The organism is Bradyrhizobium sp. RDI18 (assembly GCF_043203335.1).
Lineage (GTDB): Bacteria > Pseudomonadota > Alphaproteobacteria > Rhizobiales > Xanthobacteraceae > Bradyrhizobium > Bradyrhizobium retamae.
In genome coordinates this window covers 3,338,433-3,360,452 of the sequence record NZ_JBICRN010000008.1, presented here as the reverse complement: position 1 = coordinate 3,360,452, position 22,020 = coordinate 3,338,433, and the positions used below count along the sequence as shown (strand labels likewise).

At 61.7% G+C, this 22,020-nt stretch carries 19 protein-coding genes and 2 pseudogenes; 9 read left to right on the top strand and 12 right to left on the bottom strand.

What is annotated here, in order from left to right:
* Positions 1-199 precede the first annotated feature (199 nt).
* The 7 genes and pseudogenes from ACFXS9_RS25110 (at position 200) to ACFXS9_RS25080 (ending at position 8,496) form a co-directional block, all read left to right on the top strand.
* Complete coding sequence (locus ACFXS9_RS25110; RefSeq protein WP_392693142.1) at positions 200-2,794, top strand: TonB-dependent hemoglobin/transferrin/lactoferrin family receptor; 2,595 nt, start codon at positions 200-202, stop codon at positions 2,792-2,794.
* 77 nt (positions 2,795-2,871) lie between these two features.
* On the top strand, positions 2,872-3,591 hold the full coding sequence (locus ACFXS9_RS25105) for a hypothetical protein (protein WP_392693140.1): 720 nt from the start codon (positions 2,872-2,874) through the stop codon (positions 3,589-3,591).
* A gap of 104 nt (positions 3,592-3,695) precedes the next feature.
* Positions 3,696-4,451, top strand: a complete 756-nt coding sequence (locus tag ACFXS9_RS25100; RefSeq protein ID WP_392693138.1) for a hypothetical protein — start codon at positions 3,696-3,698, stop codon at positions 4,449-4,451.
* Between the two features lie 45 nt (positions 4,452-4,496).
* Positions 4,497-6,312 (top strand): annotated as a pseudogene (locus ACFXS9_RS25095) (type I secretion system permease/ATPase).
* Positions 6,299-7,610 (top strand): annotated as a pseudogene (locus ACFXS9_RS25090) (HlyD family type I secretion periplasmic adaptor subunit). The pseudogenes ACFXS9_RS25095 and ACFXS9_RS25090 overlap by 14 nt, the downstream one beginning before the upstream one ends.
* Before the next feature lie 27 nt (positions 7,611-7,637).
* Positions 7,638-7,910, top strand: coding sequence for a nuclear transport factor 2 family protein (locus ACFXS9_RS25085; RefSeq protein WP_392700002.1), 273 nt, complete (start codon positions 7,638-7,640; stop codon positions 7,908-7,910).
* 313 nt (positions 7,911-8,223) lie between these two features.
* A complete protein-coding gene (locus ACFXS9_RS25080) occupies positions 8,224-8,496 on the top strand; it encodes a hypothetical protein (protein WP_392693135.1) in 273 nt (90 codons plus the stop codon).
* 148 nt (positions 8,497-8,644) lie between these two features.
* Here the strand turns inward: ACFXS9_RS25080 and ACFXS9_RS25075 are convergent, their stop codons facing one another.
* The 12 genes from ACFXS9_RS25075 to ACFXS9_RS25020 form a co-directional block, all read right to left on the bottom strand.
* Positions 8,645-9,616 carry a tripartite tricarboxylate transporter substrate-binding protein gene (locus tag ACFXS9_RS25075; protein ID WP_392693133.1) on the bottom strand — a complete coding sequence of 324 codons (972 nt, stop codon included), beginning with the start codon at positions 9,614-9,616 and terminating at the stop codon, positions 8,645-8,647.
* A gap of 51 nt (positions 9,617-9,667) precedes the next feature.
* Positions 9,668-10,384, bottom strand: a complete 717-nt coding sequence (locus ACFXS9_RS25070; RefSeq protein ID WP_392693130.1) for a GntR family transcriptional regulator — start codon at positions 10,382-10,384, stop codon at positions 9,668-9,670.
* 80 nt (positions 10,385-10,464) lie between these two features.
* Positions 10,465-11,235: an SDR family oxidoreductase gene (locus ACFXS9_RS25065; RefSeq protein ID WP_392693128.1), complete on the bottom strand. Its 771-nt coding sequence runs from the start codon at positions 11,233-11,235 to the stop codon at positions 10,465-10,467.
* Positions 11,229-11,636: a 4-carboxymuconolactone decarboxylase gene (pcaC, locus tag ACFXS9_RS25060; RefSeq protein WP_392693125.1), complete on the bottom strand. Its 408-nt coding sequence runs from the start codon at positions 11,634-11,636 to the stop codon at positions 11,229-11,231. The genes ACFXS9_RS25065 and pcaC overlap by 7 nt, the downstream gene beginning before the upstream one ends.
* 32 nt (positions 11,637-11,668) lie before the next feature.
* Positions 11,669-12,889: an ABC transporter substrate-binding protein gene (locus ACFXS9_RS25055; RefSeq protein WP_392693123.1), complete on the bottom strand. Its 1,221-nt coding sequence runs from the start codon at positions 12,887-12,889 to the stop codon at positions 11,669-11,671.
* 40 nt (positions 12,890-12,929) lie between these two features.
* Positions 12,930-14,189 (bottom strand): ABC transporter substrate-binding protein, encoded by a 1,260-nt coding sequence (locus tag ACFXS9_RS25050; protein WP_392693121.1) that lies wholly within the window; start codon positions 14,187-14,189, stop codon positions 12,930-12,932.
* 29 nt (positions 14,190-14,218) lie between these two features.
* Complete coding sequence (locus ACFXS9_RS25045) at positions 14,219-14,926, bottom strand: ABC transporter ATP-binding protein (RefSeq protein ID WP_392693119.1); 708 nt, start codon at positions 14,924-14,926, stop codon at positions 14,219-14,221.
* Positions 14,913-16,685, bottom strand: a complete 1,773-nt coding sequence (locus ACFXS9_RS25040; protein ID WP_392693116.1) for an ATP-binding cassette domain-containing protein — start codon at positions 16,683-16,685, stop codon at positions 14,913-14,915. Before ACFXS9_RS25040 ends, ACFXS9_RS25045 begins: the two co-directional genes overlap by 14 nt.
* 2 nt (positions 16,686-16,687) lie before the next feature.
* Entirely contained in the window at positions 16,688-17,638 is a 951-nt protein-coding gene (locus ACFXS9_RS25035; RefSeq protein WP_392693113.1) for a branched-chain amino acid ABC transporter permease, read from the bottom strand.
* Positions 17,639-17,740: 102 nt separating this feature from the next.
* Positions 17,741-18,145 carry a hypothetical protein gene (locus tag ACFXS9_RS25030; protein ID WP_392693110.1) on the bottom strand — a complete coding sequence of 135 codons (405 nt, stop codon included), beginning with the start codon at positions 18,143-18,145 and terminating at the stop codon, positions 17,741-17,743.
* Positions 18,142-19,137 carry an MmgE/PrpD family protein gene (locus ACFXS9_RS25025; protein ID WP_392693108.1) on the bottom strand — a complete coding sequence of 332 codons (996 nt, stop codon included), beginning with the start codon at positions 19,135-19,137 and terminating at the stop codon, positions 18,142-18,144. The genes ACFXS9_RS25030 and ACFXS9_RS25025 overlap by 4 nt, the downstream gene beginning before the upstream one ends.
* A 32-nt stretch (positions 19,138-19,169) precedes the next feature.
* Positions 19,170-20,063, bottom strand: a complete 894-nt coding sequence (locus ACFXS9_RS25020; RefSeq protein ID WP_392693105.1) for an NAD(P)-dependent oxidoreductase — start codon at positions 20,061-20,063, stop codon at positions 19,170-19,172.
* Between the two features lie 183 nt (positions 20,064-20,246).
* Between ACFXS9_RS25020 and ACFXS9_RS25015 the strand changes: the two genes are divergently transcribed.
* Both ACFXS9_RS25015 and ACFXS9_RS25010 read left to right on the top strand, forming a co-directional pair.
* Positions 20,247-21,590 (top strand): MmgE/PrpD family protein, encoded by a 1,344-nt coding sequence (locus ACFXS9_RS25015; protein ID WP_392693102.1) that lies wholly within the window; start codon positions 20,247-20,249, stop codon positions 21,588-21,590.
* Between the two features lie 44 nt (positions 21,591-21,634).
* A complete protein-coding gene (locus ACFXS9_RS25010) occupies positions 21,635-22,018 on the top strand; it encodes a carboxymuconolactone decarboxylase family protein (RefSeq protein ID WP_171582870.1) in 384 nt (127 codons plus the stop codon).
* Positions 22,019-22,020: the final 2 nt, after the last annotated feature.

The window sequence follows — 22,020 nt, the reverse complement described above, 5'->3', positions numbered from 1 at the left end:
CCGAATGCGTGCAGATCCTGAAAAAAATAATCGAGCCGATCGTCTTTAGTCGGGAAGCGCATTTCGAAAGAAGAATGCGTAGCAACGGGCTGAGGTATGGGTTGTGGCTTGCGTTTCTAGGTCGACAATATTCAACATAATCAATGAAAGATCTGCGACCGCTGGGCGTATTGTGTGTCTTCTTGCGGCGATAGTCGCGGTGGACAGCGCCTCGCTCGCATTCGCACAGGCGTCGCCCGATTCTGGAATAGTTCAAGTCCAGGGTGATGACGCGGCAGCGCCGCGAAACTTCAACATTCCTGCGCAGCCACTCGGTGCTGCTCTCAATGCCTTTGGCCGCCAGTCGGGCCTGCAGGTGACGTTGTCCGCCGCAACGTCGCGCGGGCTGACATCCAATGCCGTCAACGGCAGCTTTACACCGGAGCAAGCGCTGGCGCTCATGTTGCGAAACACGGGTGTCACGTTTCGCGTCACGGCCGATCGTACCGCCGTTATCGGGACGACGTCGTCGTCGGCGGCGGAGGTATATGTCCCCGGCGCAACCCAGCTCGATCCACTGGTTATATCGGGCGGACGTAATGCCATTTCAGGGTCCGGCTATCAGGGTACGCCGGACTGGGTCTATCAGGCGCCGGCCGCCGTCAGCGTGATCTCGCGCGAGGCGATCGAGAGCAGTCCAACCCGCAACGCCCGCGACCTGCTCGACAACGTCGCCGGTGTCTATGCCAACCGCTCGGAAGCGCAGAACCCGGGCATCAGCGTCAATATCCGCGGCCTTCAGGACCAGGATCGCATCGCCAACATGATCGATGGCGCGCGGCAGAGTTTTCAGCGCAGTGCGCATGGCGCCACGCAGCGCACCTACGTCGATACGGCCTTTATTCGTGCCGTCGACATCGAGAAAAGCACGACGTCCGGCGTCGGCAGCGCCGGTGCGCTGGGCGGTTCTGTCAATTACCGGACGCTTCTGGCTGAGGATCTGATCGCGCCGGGTAAACAATATGGTGGTCAGGTCAACCTCACCACCGGGACCAATCAATTCAACTTCGACGGCTCGACGGCTGCTGCGGTGCGGCTGTCCGAACGATTTTCCGTTCTCGGCGGCATCAGCTACAAGAATATCGGCGCCTATGACATCGGCAAGAACGGCACCATCAATAGTGCGGCAACCTATGCCGGGGACGTGTTGCTGTTCTCCGGCCAGGAAGTTCGCTCCAGCATTCTGAAAGCCGAAGGCCAGGTTACGGAAGACGTCAAGGTCACGCTTGGCTGGGTGCGGAACGATTCCAGGTTCAACACCGGAAACTACGATTTCGTGTTGAGTAACGGCAATCTGGTGAAGGCGACGGAGGGCGTCGTCAACAACACTTACACTTCTGCGCTCGACTGGAAGACGGATAGTGAACTGATCGATCTGAGGGCACGCTTCTATTACAACAACCTCAGGAACAACAAGGTCGAGCAAGGCTCGGTCCTGTCGACGGGCCCGTCGAACTACGTCATGGGGACGCTCGGCGGCAGCGTCGAGAACACCAGCAGCTTCGAGACGGCTCTGGGATCCCTGGCTCTCAACTACGGCATGGAAGCCTTCAACGATGACGGCAAGACCGTTCTCACCCGTGGCTTTGTGGCAGCCGACGGCACGGATTACTCAAACACACTTTCGGGCGGCACGCCGAGCGGCAAGCGTGATATCGTCAGTGGCTTCAGCAACGCGAAATACACACCGACCGATTGGCTGACCATTTCGGGTGGCTTGCGTTACGACTGGTATCACGCCGTGGGATCTGCGGTGGTCTATGGCAGCCCAACCCAGGACATCATCGGTTACACCCCTGGGACGCCCCCGACCTGCCTGCCGTCGCCGCCGTTTCCGCCCGGCATCTGCTTTCCGGGAACGGACCCCAAGCCGATACTTGGTCCGGTGTACACCCCGAGATACGACACCCATGTCGACAAGTCCGGCGGAGCCTTGCTGCCGTCGGTAACCATTGCCGTCAAGCCGTTCGAATGGCTGCAGCCGTTCGTCAAATACTCGAAGAGCTACCGACCGCCCACGATCATGGAGTCGTTTCTCAACGGCGGGCACGACTCGGTGAGTATCAGTGGATACGCGCCAAACCCGGCTCTCAGGCCAGAACGAGGCGAAACCTACGAGCTGGGCGCAAACGTCTCGAGCAACGGAATTCTGACGGAGCGAGATACGTTCCGTTTCAAGGCCGTAGGCTTCTACAGGGAGATCACCGACTACATCAGCCTCGGCAAGATTCGCTACGCACAAAGTAACGTGCCAAGCTACACGTCATATGTGAACCTCGACGGCATCACCCGCATGAAGGGGATCGAAGTCGAAGTCAATTACGATGCCAGATTTCTCTATATTGGCGGAACAATCACGCGCATCGATACGGAGTTCGCCGACAGTTTTACTTCTCCTGCCGGTCGAAGCATGCCGATCAATAGCGGACAGGGAGCCGCGATCATCTTCGAGCAGCCCAAGCTGCGGGTCACGCTTGATGCGGGTGTGCGCATGTTCGACGAGAAGCTGACGCTGGGCGGTCGTGTCACCGACGTCTCGAAGACGGAGCCGGCGCTGGGCTCGCTTCGGACTGGCTACGAAATGGCCGGCTATCGGGTTTACGACATCTACGGATCCTATGCCTTCGATCCGATGACGAAGCTGCGCTTCGCGGTCACCAATCTCACCGACGTTGCTTACGCTCCTGCCGTTGGCGCCAACTTCTACGCCGCGCCCGGACGAACGGCCACGGTATCGCTCAACTACAAATTCTAGGGAATTCCGCGGGCGCTGGCCGTGGATGCGAGGTTCGTCCTGGGGCGAACAGATGAAACAGGCAAAAGGAACAACAGATGACGCTGTTAATTGAATTGACCGCCGCAAGCAGCAACCTTCCGTCCTATCTGGCCGCCTATGACACGAACTTCTCCTACAACGACAATGGCTGGTTCTCCCGGTCATTCTCTTCCGGCCAGGATCAGTGGTCCGCCGGCTTCGATACCGAAGGCGTCGACAACAACATTCCCTCAGTGATCATGGAGATCGACGACTACAGCTATTCGCCCGGCATGTTCAATGGCGATGTCATTTCGCTCACGCTCGGCCGAAACCTCGAGTATGACGCCGGTCAGGATCTGTGGGTGCAGGATGAAGAGCTCATCATCACGAACGTGAGCGGCTACATGCCGGATACGACCACGTTCGCCTATGCGATCTACAGCCTGTCGCATGGCGGAGCCGTTGACGGTCTGGGCACCTTCCCGGGTCTGACGGACTACTTTGCCGAGCAAGGTACAATCCAGGTCGGAAATCTCGGGCTTAACGACACGCTCCTCGGCTTCGGTGGGGACGACACGTTCGTATTCCAGGACGGGTCGGCGCTCGACACCGTCAACAGCTTCGATCTTGCCAATGACGTCCTCGACGTTTCGGCATGGGGAGCGACGGGACTTGGTGATCTGACGATTGCTACGGTCGGAAGCGACACCTACGTCAGCAGCTCGGATTTCACTGACATTATCAAAGTCACGGGCGTAACCAGTCTGACGGCCGCGAACTTCGAATTTGCGTAAGAGATATCCCGACTTCTGAAGGCGACGCCGCGCTCACCCGTGAACGCGGCGAAGCCTGCAATAATTCCGAGCATCATCGTCAAGAAAATCCGAGGAGTTAGAGAATGGCATTGGTATTGGACTACACGAGCGCGAGCAGCAGCCTTCCCGCGTTCCTGGACAACTGGGTCGACAATTTCGAGTATCGCGGCACGGGCGGCTTTAACGCCGTCAAGAACGTGTCGGACCAGTGGTATGCCGGAACGCGTACCGTCGGCGGCGTGGACAATGGCAAGTCGTCCGTGATCGTGAACGGAAATGATTTCAGCTATGCGCCCGGTGTTGTCGATGGCACGGTATCCACGCTGACGCTTGGCAGCAATCTCGCTTACGTGTCGTCCACCGATCAGTGGGTGCAGGATGAAGGCCTGTCGGTCGGTTTCAGCGGCGCAACGCTGACGCCGACTTTTGACGCTGCAATTGCCGATCTGTCGCAGAACGGCAGCCTGGATGCGCTCTATGGCTATTTCGCCGAGCAGGGCACCATCCAGAACGGCACCGTCGGCAACGACGTCATGCTGAGCTTTGCCGGCAATGACACGTTCACCGGTAATCTCGGCGATGATACGTTCACCTTTGCCGACGGCTGGGCCGACGACGTCATCGTTGACTTCGGCACCGATACCGGAAATGACGACGTTATCGATCTGCAGGCGGTGACAGGCATTTCGAGCTATGCCGATCTGTTCCTCAACCACAGCAACTGGTGGGACAACACCGGCGTTCTCACCATCACCGACGGCACGAACACGCTCCAGTTGGACGGCTATGTCGGAACCGACATTGCCAACCTGATTCTCTGCGGCAATATTTTGGTCTGAGAGCCGCCCGTGCTCAAAATCCCGCATCGCAAGCCGTCGCAGCCTATGGCTGCGGCGGTCGTGTCGCCGCTGGCGTCGGCGCTTGCCGGAATTGCGGTGGTCAGCGGCGTGGTCAATATCCTGGCGCTGACGTCGCCGCTGTTCATGCTGCAGGTCTATGATCGCGTGTTGGCGAGCCGCAGTCTGTCCACGCTGGTTGGGCTTGCGGTGCTGGCTGCGGTTCTGTTCGCGTTTCAATCGATGCTGGATGTGATCCGCGGCCGCGTACTGCTGCGGATCGGTGAGACCGTCGATCGTAAACTGTCCGGTCGCGTGCATGAGGCGATCGTCCGGTTGCCACTCGAAGCCCGGATGCCGGGCGACGGCCTGCAGCCGCTGCGCGATCTCGACAATGTTCGCAGCTTCCTCTCCGGGCAGGGACCGACGGCACTTTTCGATCTGCCATGGATGCCGCTCTATCTCGGTATTTGCTTCCTTTTCCATTTCTGGATCGGCATTACTGCGCTTGTGGGCGCGATCGTGCTGGTGTCGCTCACGGTTGTCACAGATGCGCTGTCGCGCGGACCGACGCGCGCGGCGATGCAGCACGGCATGGCGCGCAACGCGCTGATGGAGGCTGGCCGGCGCAATGCCGAAGTGGTTTGCGCCATGGGGCTTGGCGGTCGTGTGGCGGAACGCTGGCAAAAGGCGAATATGGATTACCTCGCCGCAAACCGGCGCGCCGGCGACATCGCCGGCGGCCTCGGCGGTGTGTCCAGATCGCTGCGTATGATCCTGCAATCGGGCATGCTGGCGGTTGGCGCTTTATCTGGTCATGAGGCAGGAGACGAGCGCCGGCGTCATGATCGCGAGTTCGATCATGATGGGCCGCGCGCTGGCACCGGTCGATCTCGCGATTGCAAGCTGGAAGCCTTTCCTGATGGCGCGGCAGAGCTGGAGCGGGCTTAAGGAACTGTTCGCGCTAATACCTGAGACGCCTGCGATCATGGTGCTGCCGAAGCCGCAGCGCGAGTTGCGCGCCGAAGCGATGAGCATCACTCCACCCGGCGAGAAGAAGCCAACCGTTACGGGCGTCAATTTTGTGCTGCCGGCGGGAAGCGCGCTTGGCATCATCGGCCCGAGCGGCAGTGGAAAGTCCACACTCGCGCGCGCGCTGGTCGGCGTCTGGGCGCCGGCAAGCGGCAAGGTGCGCATCGATGGCGCCGGCTTCGATCAATGGGACCGGGAAGAACTGGGTCGTCACGTCGGCTATCTGCCACAGAGCGTCGAACTGTTCGACGGTACCATCGCCGAAAACATCTCGCGTTTTGAAACTGATGCCGATGCCGGCGCCATCGTCGCTGCGGCCCGTGCGGCGGGCGCACACGATCTCATTCTCCGCTTTGACCGCGGCTATGAGACCCGTATCGGGGAGGCGGGCTCGGCCTTGTCGGCAGGGCAACGGCAGCGCATCGGTCTCGCCCGCGCGCTTTACGGTGATCCATTTCTCGTCGTACTCGACGAGCCCAACGCGAACCTCGATGCGGAAGGCGAGAAGGCCGTCGTCCAGGCAATGATGTCCGTGCGTGAGCGCAGGGGTATCGTCGTTGTCGTTGCTCATCGTCCCAGCGCGCTCGGTGTGGTGGACCTCGTGGCCGTCATCGAAGCAGGAAGAATGAAGGCCTTTGGACCACGTGACGAGGTGCTGTCACGCGCCCTGAAGGCTGCAAATCCTCCACCGGCAACGATGACGACGGCTGCCGGCTATTCGGCCGGTTTCCGCTCCACCGCTCCGTTCCGCGTCGTCGCGACGGCGGCCACCGAACCGGGTACAGGCAGATCGCCCGACCAATATACGGATGACATCAATGTCGAACGCTGATCATGTCGTCCTCGCGCGTTCGATCCGGCACCATCTTCTCGTCGGTGGCCTCGCAAGTCTGTTCCTCGTGGCAGGGATCGGCGGATGGGCAGCGGCGACAAATCTGGCTGGCGCGGTGGTCGCGACCGGGCACTTCGTCGTCGATTCCAATGTGAAGAAGGTGCAGCATCCAACTGGCGGTGTGGTTGGCGAAATCCTGGTGCGCGAGGGCCAGCGCGTCACCGCGGGTGACGTCGTAATGCGGCTGGATGCGACGCAAACGCGTTCCAACCTCGCCATCGTCACCAAGCGGCTGGATGAATTTGCCGTGCGCCGCGCGCGGCTGGAAGCAGAGCGCGATGAGGCGCCGGCGATCTCGTTTCCGGCGGCGTTGATGGTGCGCGCCGGCGATAGCGACGTCGCGCAGCTCTTGGCGGGGGAACGCAAACTGTTCGAGCTTCGCCGTGAAGCTCGGCTCGGTCAGAAAGCGCAGTTGCGCGAACGCATCCTTCAGTACGAGAAGGAAATACGTGGCCTGATTTCCCAGGAAGATGCGAAGGTGCGAGGCATCGCGCTGATTGAGCGCGAGCTCAAGGGGGTGCGTGAACTCTGGGACAATGGCCTCGTGCCGATCCAGCGCATGATGGCGCTGGAGCGCGAAGGCACCAACCTTGACGGCGAGCGCGGCCGGCTTGCTGCGGCGCAGGCCCAGTCCGGCGGCAAGATTGCAGAGACACGGCTTCAGATCATCCAGATCGATCAGGACCTTCGCAGCGAAGTGGCCAACAGCCTCCGTGAGATCGAATCGCAAACGGCCGAGTACGTCGAGCGCAAGGTTTCGGCTGAGGACCAACTGAAGCGCATCGATCTCGTCGCGCCGCAAAGCGGCTTGGTGCACGAGCTTGCAGTTCATACGGTGGGTGGCGTGATTTCTCCGGCCGATACGATCATGCTGATCGTGCCTGATGGCGACAGGCTGGCGCTGGAAGCGCAGATACAGCCGCAGGATATCGACCAGATTCTGGCTGGGCCAGAAAGCGGTTTTGCGGATGTCGGCCTTCAATCAGCGAACCACACCGGAGCTGAACGGCGAGGTAAGCCGTATTGCCGCCGATCTGACGCAAGATCAAAAGAGCGGATTATCCTACTATGTCGTTCGCATTGCCGTGCCGCCGCAGGAGCTCGCGCGGCTCGGCAAGCTCGCGCTGGTGCCGGGGATGCCGGCCGAGGCATTTATCCAAACTGGGGAGCGAACGGTCATCTCCTACCTCGTCAAGCCGCTGCGGGATCAGATCAATAGAGCGTTCCGCGAGGAATAGCGCTGGTGTACCGCACAGACGCAAGCCATCGTCGATGAGTGGGCTCACACATTCAACTCGGGCAAGGTCGCCGATCTGGCCCGCTTCTACACCCCGGACGCCCGGATCGTGCCGTCCGGACGATCGACCGTCGTCGGCGCGGAGGCGATCTGCGCGTTCTTCGCCGATATCCGTGCGCAAGGCTTTCGCGACTATGTCGTCGATCTTGGTGACGTGTTCGCGAAGGATGCCTCTCTGGTCGCGTCGGGCCGCTGGGCACTTCGGGGACTCGGCGGCGGTGGTCCCTACAACGGCAACTAGCTGAATATATTCGCGCGCGAACGCACGGGCTGGCTTATCGCCGTCCATATGTGGAACTGATTCAGCTCCGATTTGAGAAATGGGGCGAACCTGCACATCAGGAATGCGGGAGATGCCAAGATGACTTTGGTACGGTGCGCGGATTGTGGCCGGGAGATCAGCCAACAAGCGACGGCCTGTCCAGAATGCGGCAGGCCTTTGCAGGAACGAAAGTTCCGCAACGGCGGCGAGCGGTGCGTGGGCAGGACGGCCGCCGTACTTCTATGAATACAAGTCACAGACAATTCTGCTCGGTCTGCCGCTCATCCACGTCATGCTCGGCCCGACGTGGCTTGTCGGCTTCAGGCCTGCCCGCGGCATCATTGCGGTGGGCAATATCGCGGTCGGCTTCGCCGCATTTGGTGGGGCTGCGATGGGCTTGGTGGCGTTCGGCGGCATCAGCCTCGGCATCGTGAGCGTTGGTGGAATGGCGCTGGCGCTGGGCCTCGGGGCTGGCGGAATCGCCACGGGATATTGGGCTGTCGGCGGGATTGCGATTGGCGTCTACGCGCTCGGGTGCCTCGGGATTGGCGCTCACACCCTCTAGAACGATCCCGATTTGCTTCGCATCCTCGGCGCCCCGCCCGGTAGTTCTCGATGACGCGCGATAGGGCGCCAATGTCTTTGCGATGCGGCCTAGCCGTTTTGCATGATGAGCCGGCCTGATCTGCGATTGAAGGCTGAAGGGAGTTGGGTCATTGGGGCTCAATACCTGCTTGCTTGATGATGCGCGACCATTTGGCAGTTTCTGCCCGAAGGAAGGCATCGAGCGCCGCCGGTGTGGCCTGCTCCTGCTCGACCGGCGTCATGCTCAGCTCGGCGAAGCGGTTGACCAGCGGCGGATCCTTGAGCGCCTTTTGCAAGGCGGCGACTAGCGCATCCACGATGGGCTTGGGCGTGTTGCGCGGCGCGTACATTCCGTACCAGGTGGTAACGTCGAACGCCGGTACGCCGGCCTCTGCCGAGGTTGGCACGTTCGGCAGAGTAGCAGCCCGTTTCTTGCTGGTAATCGCATAACCCGGAATGGTACCGGCCTGGATATGGGGCGTCGGCCCGGTTGCAGGATCGCAATAGACGTCGATGTGACCGGCGATGATGTCGTTGAGCGCCGGTCCGCCGCCCTTGTAATAGATCGGGGTGAGCTTTGCATCGATCGCGTTCATGAACATCAGCCCGCAAAGATGCGAGGCGGAGCCGAGGCCCACATTACCGTAGGTGACCTTGTCGCCTTGAGCACGCACATAGGCGATAAGTTCCTTCAGGTCCTTTGCTGGAAAATTCGCTCGCGCCACCAGCAGCATCGGAACGTCGGTGACGAGACCGACTGGCGCGAAATCGCCGATCGGATCGAACGGCAGTTTGGCATAGAGCGCCGGTGCGGTCGCCTGGCCGACATGCATCAGCAGCAGCGTGTAGCCGTCCGGCGCTGCCTTGGCGACGCGATTGGTGCCGAGCGTGCCGCCGGCGCCAACGACGTTCTCGATGACAATAGACTGCTTCAGCGTCGCGCTCATCGATGTTCCAAGCAGCCGCGCGATCACGTCGCCGGGTCCGCCGGCCGAGAACGGAACGACGAGGGTGATCGGCCGGTTCGGGTATTCCTGCGCGAAAGCCGGCGGCGCCTGCAACGACAACAGCAACAGCAACATCGTTTTGAAGAACTTCATTGCAATTTCCTATCTGCCGTCCGTCTGTCGAGAAGCCTTGGCTGGGACCGGCTATTCCTCCGCCACTGCCTTTTCCTTTTGAGCGGATGATTGCTCGATCATGCTGAGCGCGGCCACTGCGGCCGCCTTGACGTGGTCGACGCAACACTGCTCGGCGAGATCCGGATCGCCATTCTGGATCGCACGCCAGATCGCGGTTACTTCGCGCAGGCTCTTGTTGATACGTTTCGGATGCGACATCGAAGTAATTCGCAGCAGCGTAATGCGGTCGTGCAGCGGTCTGAGCATTCGCTCGATGAAGGCGTTCTGGCAGCCGCCGATCATTGCCGCATAAAAATCCGTCTTGGCTTCCAGGGCGGCGGTCAAGTCGCCCTCGGCGAATGCCGCCTTCAGCCGCGCCAGCGCTTCCCCGATTCTGCGCACCACGTTCGGATCGCGGAGACGGGCGCATTCACGGCCGGCAAATCCTTCGAGTACGGCGCGCGCCGCGTATAATTGCTTTGCTTCCTCGAGACTGATGGTGCTGACCACCGGACCGCGGTGAGGGACCGTATTGACGAGACCATCCGCCTCCAGCACCCGGAGCGCCTCGCGGATGGACGGCCGGCTCACGCCCATCATCTCGCAAAGCTCCCGTTCGACCAGGCGCTGGCCCGGCTTCAGCCTTCCCGACATGATCGCTTCGCGCAGCTTTTGCGCGACCATCGAGCGAACGGTCGGAACGTCCTCGATTCGAAGCGTGAATTGCAGTTCACCGCGTTTGTTCATCGTCTACCGCCCTGGTACCGGCATTGGTTCAATAGAGATTTACGGGCAGAATCATCATCTCCGCAATCGGACGTTTGTGCTCATGCGGCGGCCCAGCCTCCATCTATCGGCAGGGTCGCGCCGGTGATGTCCTGTCCAGCCGGGCTGGAGAGGAAAACAACCATCGCTCCGACGCTTTCCATAGCGATGAACCGTCCGCTGGGCTGGCGCGCCGCCAGATAGTCGCGCGTCGTCTCGTCAACGGCCCGGCCTTGGTCGGCTGCAATCGATGCAATCTTTCGCTGGATCGCCGGCGTCGGGAGGGTGCCCGGGCTGATCGCGTTGCAGGTGATTCCGCTCGTTGCCGTCTCGACTGCGACAGCCCGGGTCATGCCGAGGACGGCGGTCTTGGTCGTCACGTAGTCGATGCGGTCGGCAACGGCGCGGGTCGAGTAGATCGAGGCCATGTTGATGATGCGGCCCCAATTGCGTGCCTTCATCGCAGGTAATGCCAGACGGATAAGGTGAAACGGCGCCGACAGATTGACGGCCAGCGCTTCGTCCCATCGCTCCGGTGCGAAGTTCTCGACCGGCGCGAAATGCCGGGCCACCGCATTGTTCACCAGGATGTCAATCGCGCCCAGTCCGAGCAAATCGGCCATCATAGCTTCGATGGATGCGCGCTGCGACAGGTCCGCGGCAACGCTCGTCACCTCGACATCAAAGCGAGACCGAAGCTGATCCGCCGTCGCTTTCGGTTCGACGAGATCATGAAGGATGATGTTGGCGCCCGCTCCGGCAAGGCTTTCCGCCACGGCAAGTCCCAGTCCTGCCGTCGCGCCGGTCACGAGTGCCCGCCTTCCCTTCAGCATCGCGGTTGCGGCTCCAGTTGCTTCTTCTGATCCAGCTCGGCGAAGACTTCCCGCGCATTACGAAAGGCGTCGACGCCGGCCGGAACGCCGCAATAGATTGCGACCTGCATGAACACCTCGCGTATTTCCTCGCGCGTGGCTCCGTTGGTCAGCGCGCCCCGAACGTGGGTCTTGAGCTCGTGCGGGCGATTGAGCGCGCATAGCATTGCGAGGTTGAGGAAACTGCGGGTCTTGTGCGAAAGGCCGTCACGGCCCCACACATAGCCCCAGCAGTACTCCGTCGTGAGGTCCTGCATCGGACGATTGAAATCATCGGCCGTCGCAATGGCTTTGTCGACGAATTCATCACCGAGAACGCTTTTGCGAATTTTGAGTCCGCGGTCGTAGGTTGCTTTGTCCATGACGATTTCCAGATCATTGTGGTTTGGGTGGCCTAGTTCTTGGGCCAGAACGGTTGGGCCAAGGCAAGTTGCGGCGGGAAGACGGTGACGGGTACGCCGGACTGCCACTGCACGATGGTCATGCCGGCGCCGACACGGCGGCCCTTTTCGTCGAATTTGATCTCGCCGAGCGGATAATATTTCGAGGGGCCGCCGTCCATGGAGCGTAACGCGTCGGCGACCGCGACCCGGTCGGCCTTGCCGGCCTTCTCCAACGCGTCCTTGATGATCCACATGTCGCCGTAGGTGGAGATCGCGTTCTGCGTCATCCACGGTTCCTTGTAGCGGGATTTGAGCTCGGCGATCAACGCCTCGTGCCCCTTGGCGCCCCAGCTAGCGACGCAGGTGAGCACGCCCTGCAGCAATTCCGGGCTGACGGTCTGCAGCATGTCGGGCTCGGCGATGGCGATGCCGAACGAAATGGTCGGGATCTTGCCTTGTCCCAAGCCAAACTCGTTCATCTTCTCGAGCAGCAGTTTTGCGTCGGAAATCACGGTCGGCAGGAAGAAGAGCAGGTCGGGCCTTGCCGCTCTGACCTTTTGAACCAGCGAAGTAGCGTCGGCGAGCGGCGGGGTGAAGGTTTCGTCGACGACCAGTTGCAGCCCGTTTTCGGCAAGCAGGCCTTCCCGCATCGATTTCGCCGAGGCGACCGACGCGCCGGTATTGTCGGTGACGATCGCAACCGTCTTGGGCTTCTTGCCGGAAGCGGCCTCCGCAAGCTTCACGATTTGCGGCAGGGCCTGCTTGGCCTGCGAGCCGGCGGTCGCAGACGTCTGGAAGACGTATTTGAAGCCGCGATCGGTGATCAGATCGGAGTAGGAGAGGGTGAGGACCGGTAGATTGGCCCGCTCCGTCACTTCGGTGACCGCGAGCGTAAACGAACTCAGATAAGCGCCGCTCGCCGCCACCAGGTCTGGCTCCTGCGCCACCATGCGCTGCGCCGCGTTCTTCGCCTTTTCCGTGGTGTCGCCGGAATCGAGCACGACCAGCTTAAGCTTGGCGCCGCCGAGCGACTTCACGCCGCCCTGCGCGTTGATGTGCTCCACGGCCATCTCGGCCCCATGACGCATCACGAGTCCCGGCCGTGCATAGAGGCCGGAGACCGGCACCAGCAATCCAACTTTTACTTCAGATGGTGCTTGCGCCCACGCACGGGGCGCCATTAGTCCGATCGAGGCGCCGGCAAGCAGCGTTCGTCGCGTAATCTTGCTCATGACAATGACTCCTTGAAAATCTCCGAGAGGCTTGTTCAGATCAGGAAGACTTCTTTGGCCAGAAGGGCGCTGCCTGCGCGAGATCAGGCGGATAGACGGTGACGGGTACACCCGAGTGCCACTGCACGACCACCACGCCGGCGCCGACGCGACGGCCCTTTTCGTCGAACTTCAACTGGCCGCCGGGATAGTGTTTCGAAGGACCGCCATCCATTGTCCGGAACGCTTCCGCAACCGCGCGTCGATCGGCCTTGGCGGCCTTCTCGAGCGCCAGCTTCATCAGCCACATGTCGCCATAGGTCGAGATGACGTTCTGCGTCATCCAGGGCTCCTTGTACTTGGCCTTGAGCTCGGCGATCAGCTCCTCATGGCCCTTCGAACCCCAGTTCGCGACAACCGTCATGATGCCCTGGACGACTTCGGGGCTGACACTTTGCAGCATGTCGGGTTCGGCGATCGTGATCGAGAACGAGACGGTGGGAATCTTGCCCTGGCCCAGCCCGAACTCGTTGATTTTCTCAAGACCGAGTTTGGCGTCGGATACTGCATTGGGCATGAAGAGCAGCAGGTCGGGACGGGCCGACCTGACCTTCTGGATCAGCGGCGTGGCGTCGGAAAGCGGCGGTGTCCAGACTTCCTCGAGGATCAACTGAAGGCCTTCCTGCGCGAAGATCTTCTCCTTCAGCGCCTTCGCGGTCGCAACCGACGTCGCCGTATTGTCCATCAGCATCGCGACCTTCTTCGGACGCTTGCCCGATGCGTTCTCGGCGAGCTTCATCAGCTCGGGCAGGCCTAGTTCCGACTGCCGGCTCGCGGGTGCCGCGGTCTGGAAGATGTATTTGAAGCCACGCTCGGTGAGCAGATCCGAATAAGAGAGCGTGAGCATCGGCAGTTCGGCGCGCTCGGTGACTTCGGTCACTGCCAGCGTGAAGGAACTGAGATATGATCCGGTCGCGGCGACCAGATCGGGTTCCTGCGCCACCATGCGCTGCGCGGCGTTCTTGGCCTTTTCGGTGGTATCGCCGCAATCGATCACGACCAGCTTGAGCTTGGCGCCGCCGAGCGACTTGATGCCGCCCTGTACATTGATGTGCTCGACGCCCATCTCCGCGCCCATGCGCATGACTTGGCCGGGGCGGGTATAGATGCCGGAAAGCGGCACGATCAGGCCGACCTTGACCTCGGCCGGCGCCTGCGCCCGCGCGATCGTCGATAGTCCCATGGCGGCCGCGCCGGAAAGCACGGTCCGGCGCGTGAGCGACTTTTTGGATGCCTTGTTGGCTTCTCTTTGCTGGCTCATTTTTCCTCCCAATGGATTGTTGATCGTTGTCACATGCCGAGATAGGCCTTGCGCACGCGGTCGTCCGCGCGCAAGGTTTCATTGTTGCCTTCGAGCGCGACGCGGCCGGCTTCGAGGACGTAGCCGTGATCGGCAGATTCCAGTGCTTCCGCCACGCGCTGTTCGACCAGCAGGATTGTCAGCTTCGACTGCCGACGAATCTCGATCAGCCGTTCGAAAATGAAATCGGCCACCGTGGGCGCGAGGCCCATCGAAGGTTCATCCAGCATCAGAAGTTTTGGCGAAGACGCCAATCCCCGGCCGATCGCTAGCATTTGCTGCTGTCCGCCTGACAATGTTCCCGCGAACTGATCGCGGCGCTCGGCGAGCACGGGCAGCCATTCGAAGATGCGCTCGATGTTGCGCTTCCAGTCGCGGTGGCCTGCTTCGGTCATCGCGCCCATTTCCAGATTTTCCATCACGGTGAGCGAGGGAAAAACCTGGCGGCCTTCGGGAACATGCGCGATGCCGAGATGGGGACGACGCGCGGGATGGACCGACAACAGGTCGGTCCCCTCGAAGGTAATCGTACCAGCGCTCGGCCGCACGATTCCGGAGATCGTCTTGAACAGCGTGGTCTTGCCGGCGCCGTTCGGGCCGACGATGGCGACGAACTGGCCGTGTTCGACCTTGATCGAGACGCCGTTCAGAACCGGAATGGCCGAATAGCCGGCGGTCAGCCCTTCAATGTGGAGCATGGGCCACCCACTTCTTGCCGAGATAGGCCTCGATGACGCGGCTGTCGCGCGTGACGGCTTCCGGCTCGCCCTCCACAATGACGGCGCCGTGGTCGAGAACGAGGAAGCTGTCGACCAGGCGGACCATGGCCTGCATGGTGTGCTCAATGATCGCGATCGTCATGCCGTCGCGGGCGAGACGCTGGATCACCGCCACGACCTCGTTGGCTTCGTCATGCCCGAGGCCTGCCAGTGTTTCGTCGAGTAGCAGGATTCGAGGCTGCCCGGCGAGCGCGCGGGCCAATTCCATCAACCGTAGATCCTTGGTCGTGAGCTCACCGGCAATGCGGTCGGCAATGTCGGACAGACCGACACGCGCGATCGCCTCGGTCGCCAGCCGCCTCGCTTCGGCGTCCGTCCTGGCGCGGACATAGGCGCCCACCACGACATTGTCCGAAATCGACATACGCAAGAACGGACGCATGATCTGGAAGGTCCGGCCGATACCGGCCTCGCAGAGCTCGTGCGGCTTGCGGCCTGACATGTCGCGCCCGTCGAGGAGAATCTCGCCGGTGCCGGGTCGCAGGAATCCGTTCAGCAGGTTGAACAGTGTGGTCTTTCCGGCGCCGTTCGGGCCGATGATTCCAAGGATCTCGTTGCGCCGTAGTTTGAAGCTGACGTTCTGGACGGCTTTCAGCCCGCCAAAGGACCGCGACAGGTTGCGGACGTCGAGCACCACTTCGCCCGCGCCCCTGGATCGTTCCGGACGGGACGGATTGGCCATGGCGGCAGCAGGCTGAACTGGCGCGCTTGGGCTCGCTACAGCGGGTGAGGTCACTCGCTTCCGGAAGAAATCGCGCAGTTTCCAGAACAGTCCTTCTGGCGCAACCAGGATGACGGATATGATCGCAAGGCCGAAGATCACGCCTTGAATGCCGGGAAAGCGCGAGCCCGCCTCGGCGTTGAGCGTTTCGGCAAGCGGGATCAGGATCACGGAACCGATCACCGGTCCCCAGACCGTTCCGACCCCACCGAACATGGCGACCGTCAGCGCCTGCGCGGAAACCAGCATGCCGAACACCGATTGCGGGGTCACCACCAGCAGCACGACGGCATAGAACCCGCCGATTGCCCCGGCAATCGCTCCGCTCAGGGTGATGGCGCGCAGCTTCCAGGCCAGCGTGTTGATGCCAGCGGCCTCGGCCGCGGCTTCGTTCTGCTTGATCGCCAGCAGCGCCATGCCGAACCGTGATTTTTCGATCACTCGGGTGAGCAGGATCGTCGCCAGCATCATGGCGAGCGCCAGCAACGTGTAGAGACGGGGATCGGCAAATTGCATGTAGGCGATCGGATTGTCGCGCTTGATCGGCAACGTGACTTCCTGGAAGCCGAGCCATTCGAACACGTAGAGAATGGCGAGCGGATAGGCGAGCATCGCCAGCGCGAAGTAGTGTCCCGACAGCCGGAATGTCGGAAATCCGATCAGGAACCCGGCGATGCCGCCGAGCATGGCTGCAATCGGGATCAGCATCCACGGCGAAAGATCGAAATAGATCTGACCGAGCGCGGTGGTGTAGGCGCCAATTCCGAAGAACGCCGCGTGGCCGAACGAGATCAGACCAGTGTATCCGCTGAGCAGATTCCAGGACAGGCCGAACACCGCCCACACCGGCACCAATGTCATCACCAGTTGGTAGTACGAATTGGTGACGCTCAGCGACAGCGCGGCATAGAGCGCTGTGAAGATCAGAATGGGGAGGAGCGATCGCAGGTTCTGCATCGTCACGTCCTCTCGACCATGCGTCCGAAGAAGCCTTGCGGACGAAAGAAGATGATCAGGAGGAAGACGGCGAAGATCGCCGCGTTCTGCAGTTGCGTCGGCAGCACCAGCGTCGACATCTGCTGCACCAGGCCGATGGTCATGCCGCCCCAGAAGGCGCCGATGATGCTGCCCATGCCGCCGAGCACGACGCCGGCATACATGACGATGACGTATTCGACGCCGACAAAGGGATGAAAGGGATAGTTGGTGGCGAGCAGGCCGCCGGCAATCGCGGTAATGCCTGTGCCGAGCGCGAAGGCAACGCGGTGCGCGCGATCGACGTCAATCCCCATGTAGGTTGCCGCCGTGGGATTGTCGGCTGCGGCCCGCAGCGACTTTCCGAGCCGCGATCGCGTGATCAATAGGGTCAGCAGTATCATCGTTACCAGCGAGACCACGGCATCGATGCCGCGCGCCTTGTTGACGAAGACACTGATGTCATTGAACAGCGGCCCGAGCTCCCAGGCCGAGCTCGATAGCGGCGTACGGATCGATGCCAGCACCGAACCGAACACGATCAGGCCGCCGTTCTGCAGGATCAGCGCGATGCCGAGCGTCAGAATGAGCTGGGCGTAGTGACCTTCACCCTCGAGGGAGGTGGTGCGCGTGCCCGATACGCGCGAGATCAGGACGAGATGAATCGCGTAACCGAACACCGCGAGCACTGGACCGGCAAGGAGAATCGCCACGAACGGCCCAAAGGCGTTGCCGAAAGTGGCCTGCACGCCGAGCGCGGTGAAGAAATAGAACGCCGCATACATGCCGAGCATCATGAAATCGCCCTGGGCGAAGTTGATGACCCGCATGACGCCGAAAATCAGGCCGAGCCCGACACACATCAGGCCATAGACCGCACCGATCAGAAGGCCGGCGGTCAAGGCCTGCAGAAAGCCTTCCAGCGCTGCGGTCACCGCTCACCTCGCATCACACGGGAGGATGTGGGTCGTGAGCTTGCTGCCGGCATCATCGGCTCTGGTTTGTTCATCGCATCCCCATTTTCTTGTTCTCAATCGTCATGATGCTGGCCGGAGCAGCCGCTCCGCTGGTTCAAGCCGGCACTGCTTGGCGATGACGCCGCTGTCTGGGAGCCGTTCGCAGCCGTCGACAAGCTCCTCCAGACCACGTGCGCGATTGCCGCCGATGGCGTCAGCGGCGGCCTGCCGAAAGCGGGTGCGGATTTCCTGCGATGTGGCCGCTATGACATTGTCGAGGCGTTGCCGGATCGTCTTTCCATTACGCAGGCCGATTGAGACTTCGGCGCCCTGCTGCGCCGGGAAGGCGGCCGTGAAACTGGAATCGCATTGCAGATCGGTGCGCTCGACCAGACGCAGGATTCTGGGATCAGTGATCTCTGCGTAATTGTTCTCTTCGATGGCGCCGCGGGCAAGTACCGCGGCGACGCTGAAGGGAATGCTCATCTTGGCTTGCAGCGCATTCCGGTAAGGCCCCCGGAATCGCAGCCGGGATAGCGCGACGCGGCTTCGGGAATGAGGATCGAAACCGCCTCGATCTCTTCCGGATTCTTAAGTTCACGAGCCGCTCGCAACGCTGCCTGCGCGGCGGTTTGCGCAAAATTGCAGGCAGGCACCGGTTTGTTGTAGACCGCCATGATTTCCGGCTCCGAGCCTGCAAACAACGGAATGCCGGCAGGCGCGGCCTGGCGTCGGTAGGCCGCAAACAGTCCAGCTTCGCCTTCGAGGATGGTTTCCGAGGCACAGGCGCCGGCTTCCGCCAGTTCAATCGCCGTGATGGCGTTGCGGGCGGCAAAGCCCGGATGGAAATACATCTCCGAGCCGCCGGCATGCGGCCACTCGTTCAGGCCGGACGATGTATTGGCGGCAATCGAAACCGCGCTCGTCGCAGCATCTTCGGTGAGACCCAGGGCACGGCTTCCCGCGAGGGCTGCTCCCAGCGGTGCGATCAGGCCGGTCGGCCGATAGAGGCGTGCCAGATCGGCGTTGAAGAGGGCTCGCCCGATCTGCGCGCCAGCCTCATAGCCGACGATCGCGGCGGCGAGCAGGGTGGCGCCAGACAGCGGCGTTCGTTCCGACAGGGCGAGCAGCGTCGGCCAGATCACCACGCCATGATGGCAGATGCTGGCGGCGTGCATGTCTTCGCGCACCAAGCCATGGCCGAGCGTCGCGTTGGCAAAGGCCGCGTCGCCCGGTGTCGCAAGCTTGCTTGTCCCGATGATGGTTGCGCCGTTCTCGGTGTGGCGTGCGATGCCGATCGCCTGACGGCCCCACGGATGATGACGCGCCTCGAATGCGCAGGAAAGAAAGTCCAGAAGGCAAATCTTGGCCTTGGCAGCGACGCTTTCCTCGAATCGGACGAAATCGACGGCGAGCGAAGCGCGGGCCAGTTGCCGCGCCAGAGGCGTCTCGTTCGATCCGCTCGACCCGATTGTCATTGCAATCGTTCCTCGCTCGGCTTTCCCGAATCTTAGCCGCGCATTTCCACGCCGGCCCACTCTTCAAGGACCTTCGCGATCGACGTGAAATCGGACGACGCGCCATATTTGGCGTTGGTGATGGCAAGCATCTGCCGAACCACGGATCCGCACACCATCGGCACACCCATGGCCTCGGCCTCATCGATGCAAAGCCGCACGTCCTTGTAAGAAAGGCCGGTGGTGAAGCCGAAATCGAACGTGCCGGGAAGCACGGCGCGGGGGAACTTGTCTTCGGATGCGCTATTGCGGCCGCTGCTGGCATTGATGATGTCGATCAGCACCTTGGCGTTGACACCGCCCTTGACGCCCATCGCAACCGCTTCCGACGTGATCACCAGGGCGGCCGCCGCCATCAGATTGTTGGCGAGCTTTGCGGTCTGCGCCGTGCCAGGCTTGTCGCCGGTATAAAACAGCTTTCCGAAGTGTTTTAAGATCGGCTGCACCGTCTCATAGGTGTCCTTGGGACATGACACCATGACCGCAAGGGTGCCGTTCACCGCGCCCTTGATGCCGCCGCTGACCGGAGCATCCACCAGCGTCAGGTTTCTGGATTTGAATCCTTCTGCGATCAGCTTGGCCGCACCGGGGCCACTGGTGGACAGGTCGATCACGATGCGGGCGCGGTTTCCCGCAATGATTCCGTCAGGCCCCAGCGCGACGGCCTTGACGATGTCGGGGGTCGGCAGGCTCGCGAGCACGATATCTGCGGATGAGGCAACCTCGGCAGGCGATTTTGCAAGGCGCGCCCCGCGCTCGACGAGCGGCTTGCTGGCCTCACTCTGTGTGTCGTAGACGCACAGGGCATAGCCGGCATCCATCAGTCGCCCGGCCATCGGCCCGCCCATGCGGCCCGTTCCCACGAAGCCGATCGTCTCTCCCGCCATCGTCTCGCTCCCTGTCGCACCGCCTTAGGGCGGGTGTTCATTGTTCTTGTTGCGGCAGGGCTCTCCGGCCGCGTTTCGTCGAATGTCCGGATTGTCAGTCAATCTGTCAAGCATAAGATTCCTATCGACACGCCGCGGTGCGCCGGAATAGGGTCGGAAAAACGAGTCCGAGGAATTCGCTCCGTGCGGCAAGATGAAGCGCAAGGCGCCAGCACAACGCTCGCCGATTTCGTTGCCAGCATCGCGTGGACGGATGTCGCGGCGCAAAGTCACGAGGCGAAGCGCTCGATCCTGAATTTCTTCGCGACCGCGCTAGGGTCGGCGAATGATCCTGCCGTTACCGGCGCGGTGCGGACGCTATTGCCATTCAGCGGCGCTGCGACATCCGCGATCATCGGCCGTCGGGAACGGCTCGATGCGATGGGCGCGGCGTTCGTCAACGCCATTTCGGCCAATCTGCTCGATTTCGACGATACCCATCTCGATACGATTATTCATCCAGCGGCGCCGGTCGCGGCGCCCGTGCTGGCGTTGGCGCAAGCGCGAGGATTTTCGGGGCAAGCCGTTCTCACGGCATTCATTCTCGGCGTGGAAGTCGAATGCCGCGTCGGCAACGCAGTATCTCCGGGACATTATGCGCGTGGCTGGCATATCACATCGACCTGCGGGGTGTTTGGCGCCGCCGCAGCCTGTGCCTGGTTGTTCGGGCTTTCGGCGGGCCAGATCGCAGATGCGATCGGAATTGCGGCCAGCCAGTCCGCGGGGATTGTCGAAAATCTCCCGACCGCGGCCAAGAATGTCAGCGTAGGCAATGCGGCGCGCAATGGCCTGTTCGCGGCGTTGCTTGCAGCCGAGGGCTATTCCGCTTCGCCGCGGGCCATTGAAGGGCGGCTCGGCTGGGCTCGCGCCATGGGAGACGAACCCGATGTAGGGCGTCTGACGGGCGGTCTCGGCAAGACTTGGGAGATCGCGAAGAATACCTACAAGCCCTATCCGGCGGGAATCGTATTCCATGCCATGATCGATGCCTGCTGCAAGTTGCGGGCAGAATTGCACCGGCGTGTCGATGATATCGGCCTCATCACGGTGCAGGGCTCTGCGCTCCTGCTGGCGCGCGGCGACCGTCCGGTTCGCAACGAACGCGACGCACGCGTCAGCATTCATCATTGCGCCGCCTGCGCGCTCTTGCTGGGTGCCGCCGGTGTCGCCGAATTCTCGGACGCGATCGTATTTCGGCCCGACATCGCGGCCCTGCGTCAGAAGGTAGAGGCGGTGCTTGACGCTTCACTTCCGGATGGCGCCGCCCGCGTCACGATCCAACTGACGTCCGGAGAGACGTTTAGCGAGATTGTGATGGCTGCAAAGGGTAGTCTTGCCGACCCGTTGTCGGATGGCGATATCGAAGCGAAGTTGCGCGATTGCGCGCGGCTGGGCGGAAGCGATTGGGATATCGATCGCATTATCGACGACGTTTGGCGTCTCGACACGCTGGCCGACGTCTCGAGCCTGATGAGGGCGCATGGCTGAGCCGCGCTGCTTGAAAGACCGTACTCAGACAATGGAAGGAACCGATGATGACGGAGTTGTTCGACAAGGGATTGAAGGTCCGCAAGGAAGTGCTTGGCGAAGAGTACGTCAACAAATCCATCGCAGGCGCTGACGAATTCACCCGGACGATGGCGGAGTGGTCGACCGAGTTTTGCTGGGGGGCGTTGTGGACGCGACCAGGACTCGACCGCCGCACCCGCAGCATCGTCAATCTGGCGATGTTGGGAGCGCTGAACCGGCCTCACGAACTGAAGCTGCATGTCAAGGGAGCGCTGAAGAACGGCCTCACCAAGGACGAGATCAAGGAGATTCTGCTTCAGGTCGCCGTGTATTGCGGCATTCCATCAGGGATAGATGCGTTCCGAAACGCGCGGGAAGCGTTCAACGAAGTTGAAACGAAATCCTGACC

Bases quoted from the DNA above. Each gene is read 5' to 3' on its own strand.
- ACFXS9_RS25105 (WP_392693140.1), top strand. From the start codon at position 2,872: ATGACGCTGTTAATTGAATTGACCGCCGCAAGCAGCAACCTTCCGTCC.
- ACFXS9_RS25100 (WP_392693138.1), top strand. From the start codon at position 3,696: ATGGCATTGGTATTGGACTACACGAGCGCGAGCAGCAGCCTTCCCGCG.
- ACFXS9_RS25080 (WP_392693135.1), top strand. From the start codon at position 8,224: ATGCTCGGCCCGACGTGGCTTGTCGGCTTCAGGCCTGCCCGCGGCATC.
- ACFXS9_RS25075 (WP_392693133.1), bottom strand. From the start codon at position 9,616: ATGAAGTTCTTCAAAACGATGTTGCTGTTGCTGTTGTCGTTGCAGGCG.
- ACFXS9_RS25070 (WP_392693130.1), bottom strand. From the start codon at position 10,384: ATGAACAAACGCGGTGAACTGCAATTCACGCTTCGAATCGAGGACGTT.
- ACFXS9_RS25065 (WP_392693128.1), bottom strand. From the start codon at position 11,235: ATGCTGAAGGGAAGGCGGGCACTCGTGACCGGCGCGACGGCAGGACTG.
- pcaC (WP_392693125.1), bottom strand. From the start codon at position 11,636: ATGGACAAAGCAACCTACGACCGCGGACTCAAAATTCGCAAAAGCGTT.
- ACFXS9_RS25055 (WP_392693123.1), bottom strand. From the start codon at position 12,889: ATGAGCAAGATTACGCGACGAACGCTGCTTGCCGGCGCCTCGATCGGA.
- ACFXS9_RS25050 (WP_392693121.1), bottom strand. From the start codon at position 14,189: ATGAGCCAGCAAAGAGAAGCCAACAAGGCATCCAAAAAGTCGCTCACG.
- ACFXS9_RS25045 (WP_392693119.1), bottom strand. From the start codon at position 14,926: ATGCTCCACATTGAAGGGCTGACCGCCGGCTATTCGGCCATTCCGGTT.
- ACFXS9_RS25040 (WP_392693116.1), bottom strand. From the start codon at position 16,685: ATGCAGAACCTGCGATCGCTCCTCCCCATTCTGATCTTCACAGCGCTC.
- ACFXS9_RS25030 (WP_392693110.1), bottom strand. From the start codon at position 18,145: ATGAGCATTCCCTTCAGCGTCGCCGCGGTACTTGCCCGCGGCGCCATC.
- ACFXS9_RS25025 (WP_392693108.1), bottom strand. From the start codon at position 19,137: ATGACAATCGGGTCGAGCGGATCGAACGAGACGCCTCTGGCGCGGCAA.
- ACFXS9_RS25020 (WP_392693105.1), bottom strand. From the start codon at position 20,063: ATGGCGGGAGAGACGATCGGCTTCGTGGGAACGGGCCGCATGGGCGGG.
- ACFXS9_RS25010 (WP_171582870.1), top strand. From the start codon at position 21,635: ATGATGACGGAGTTGTTCGACAAGGGATTGAAGGTCCGCAAGGAAGTG.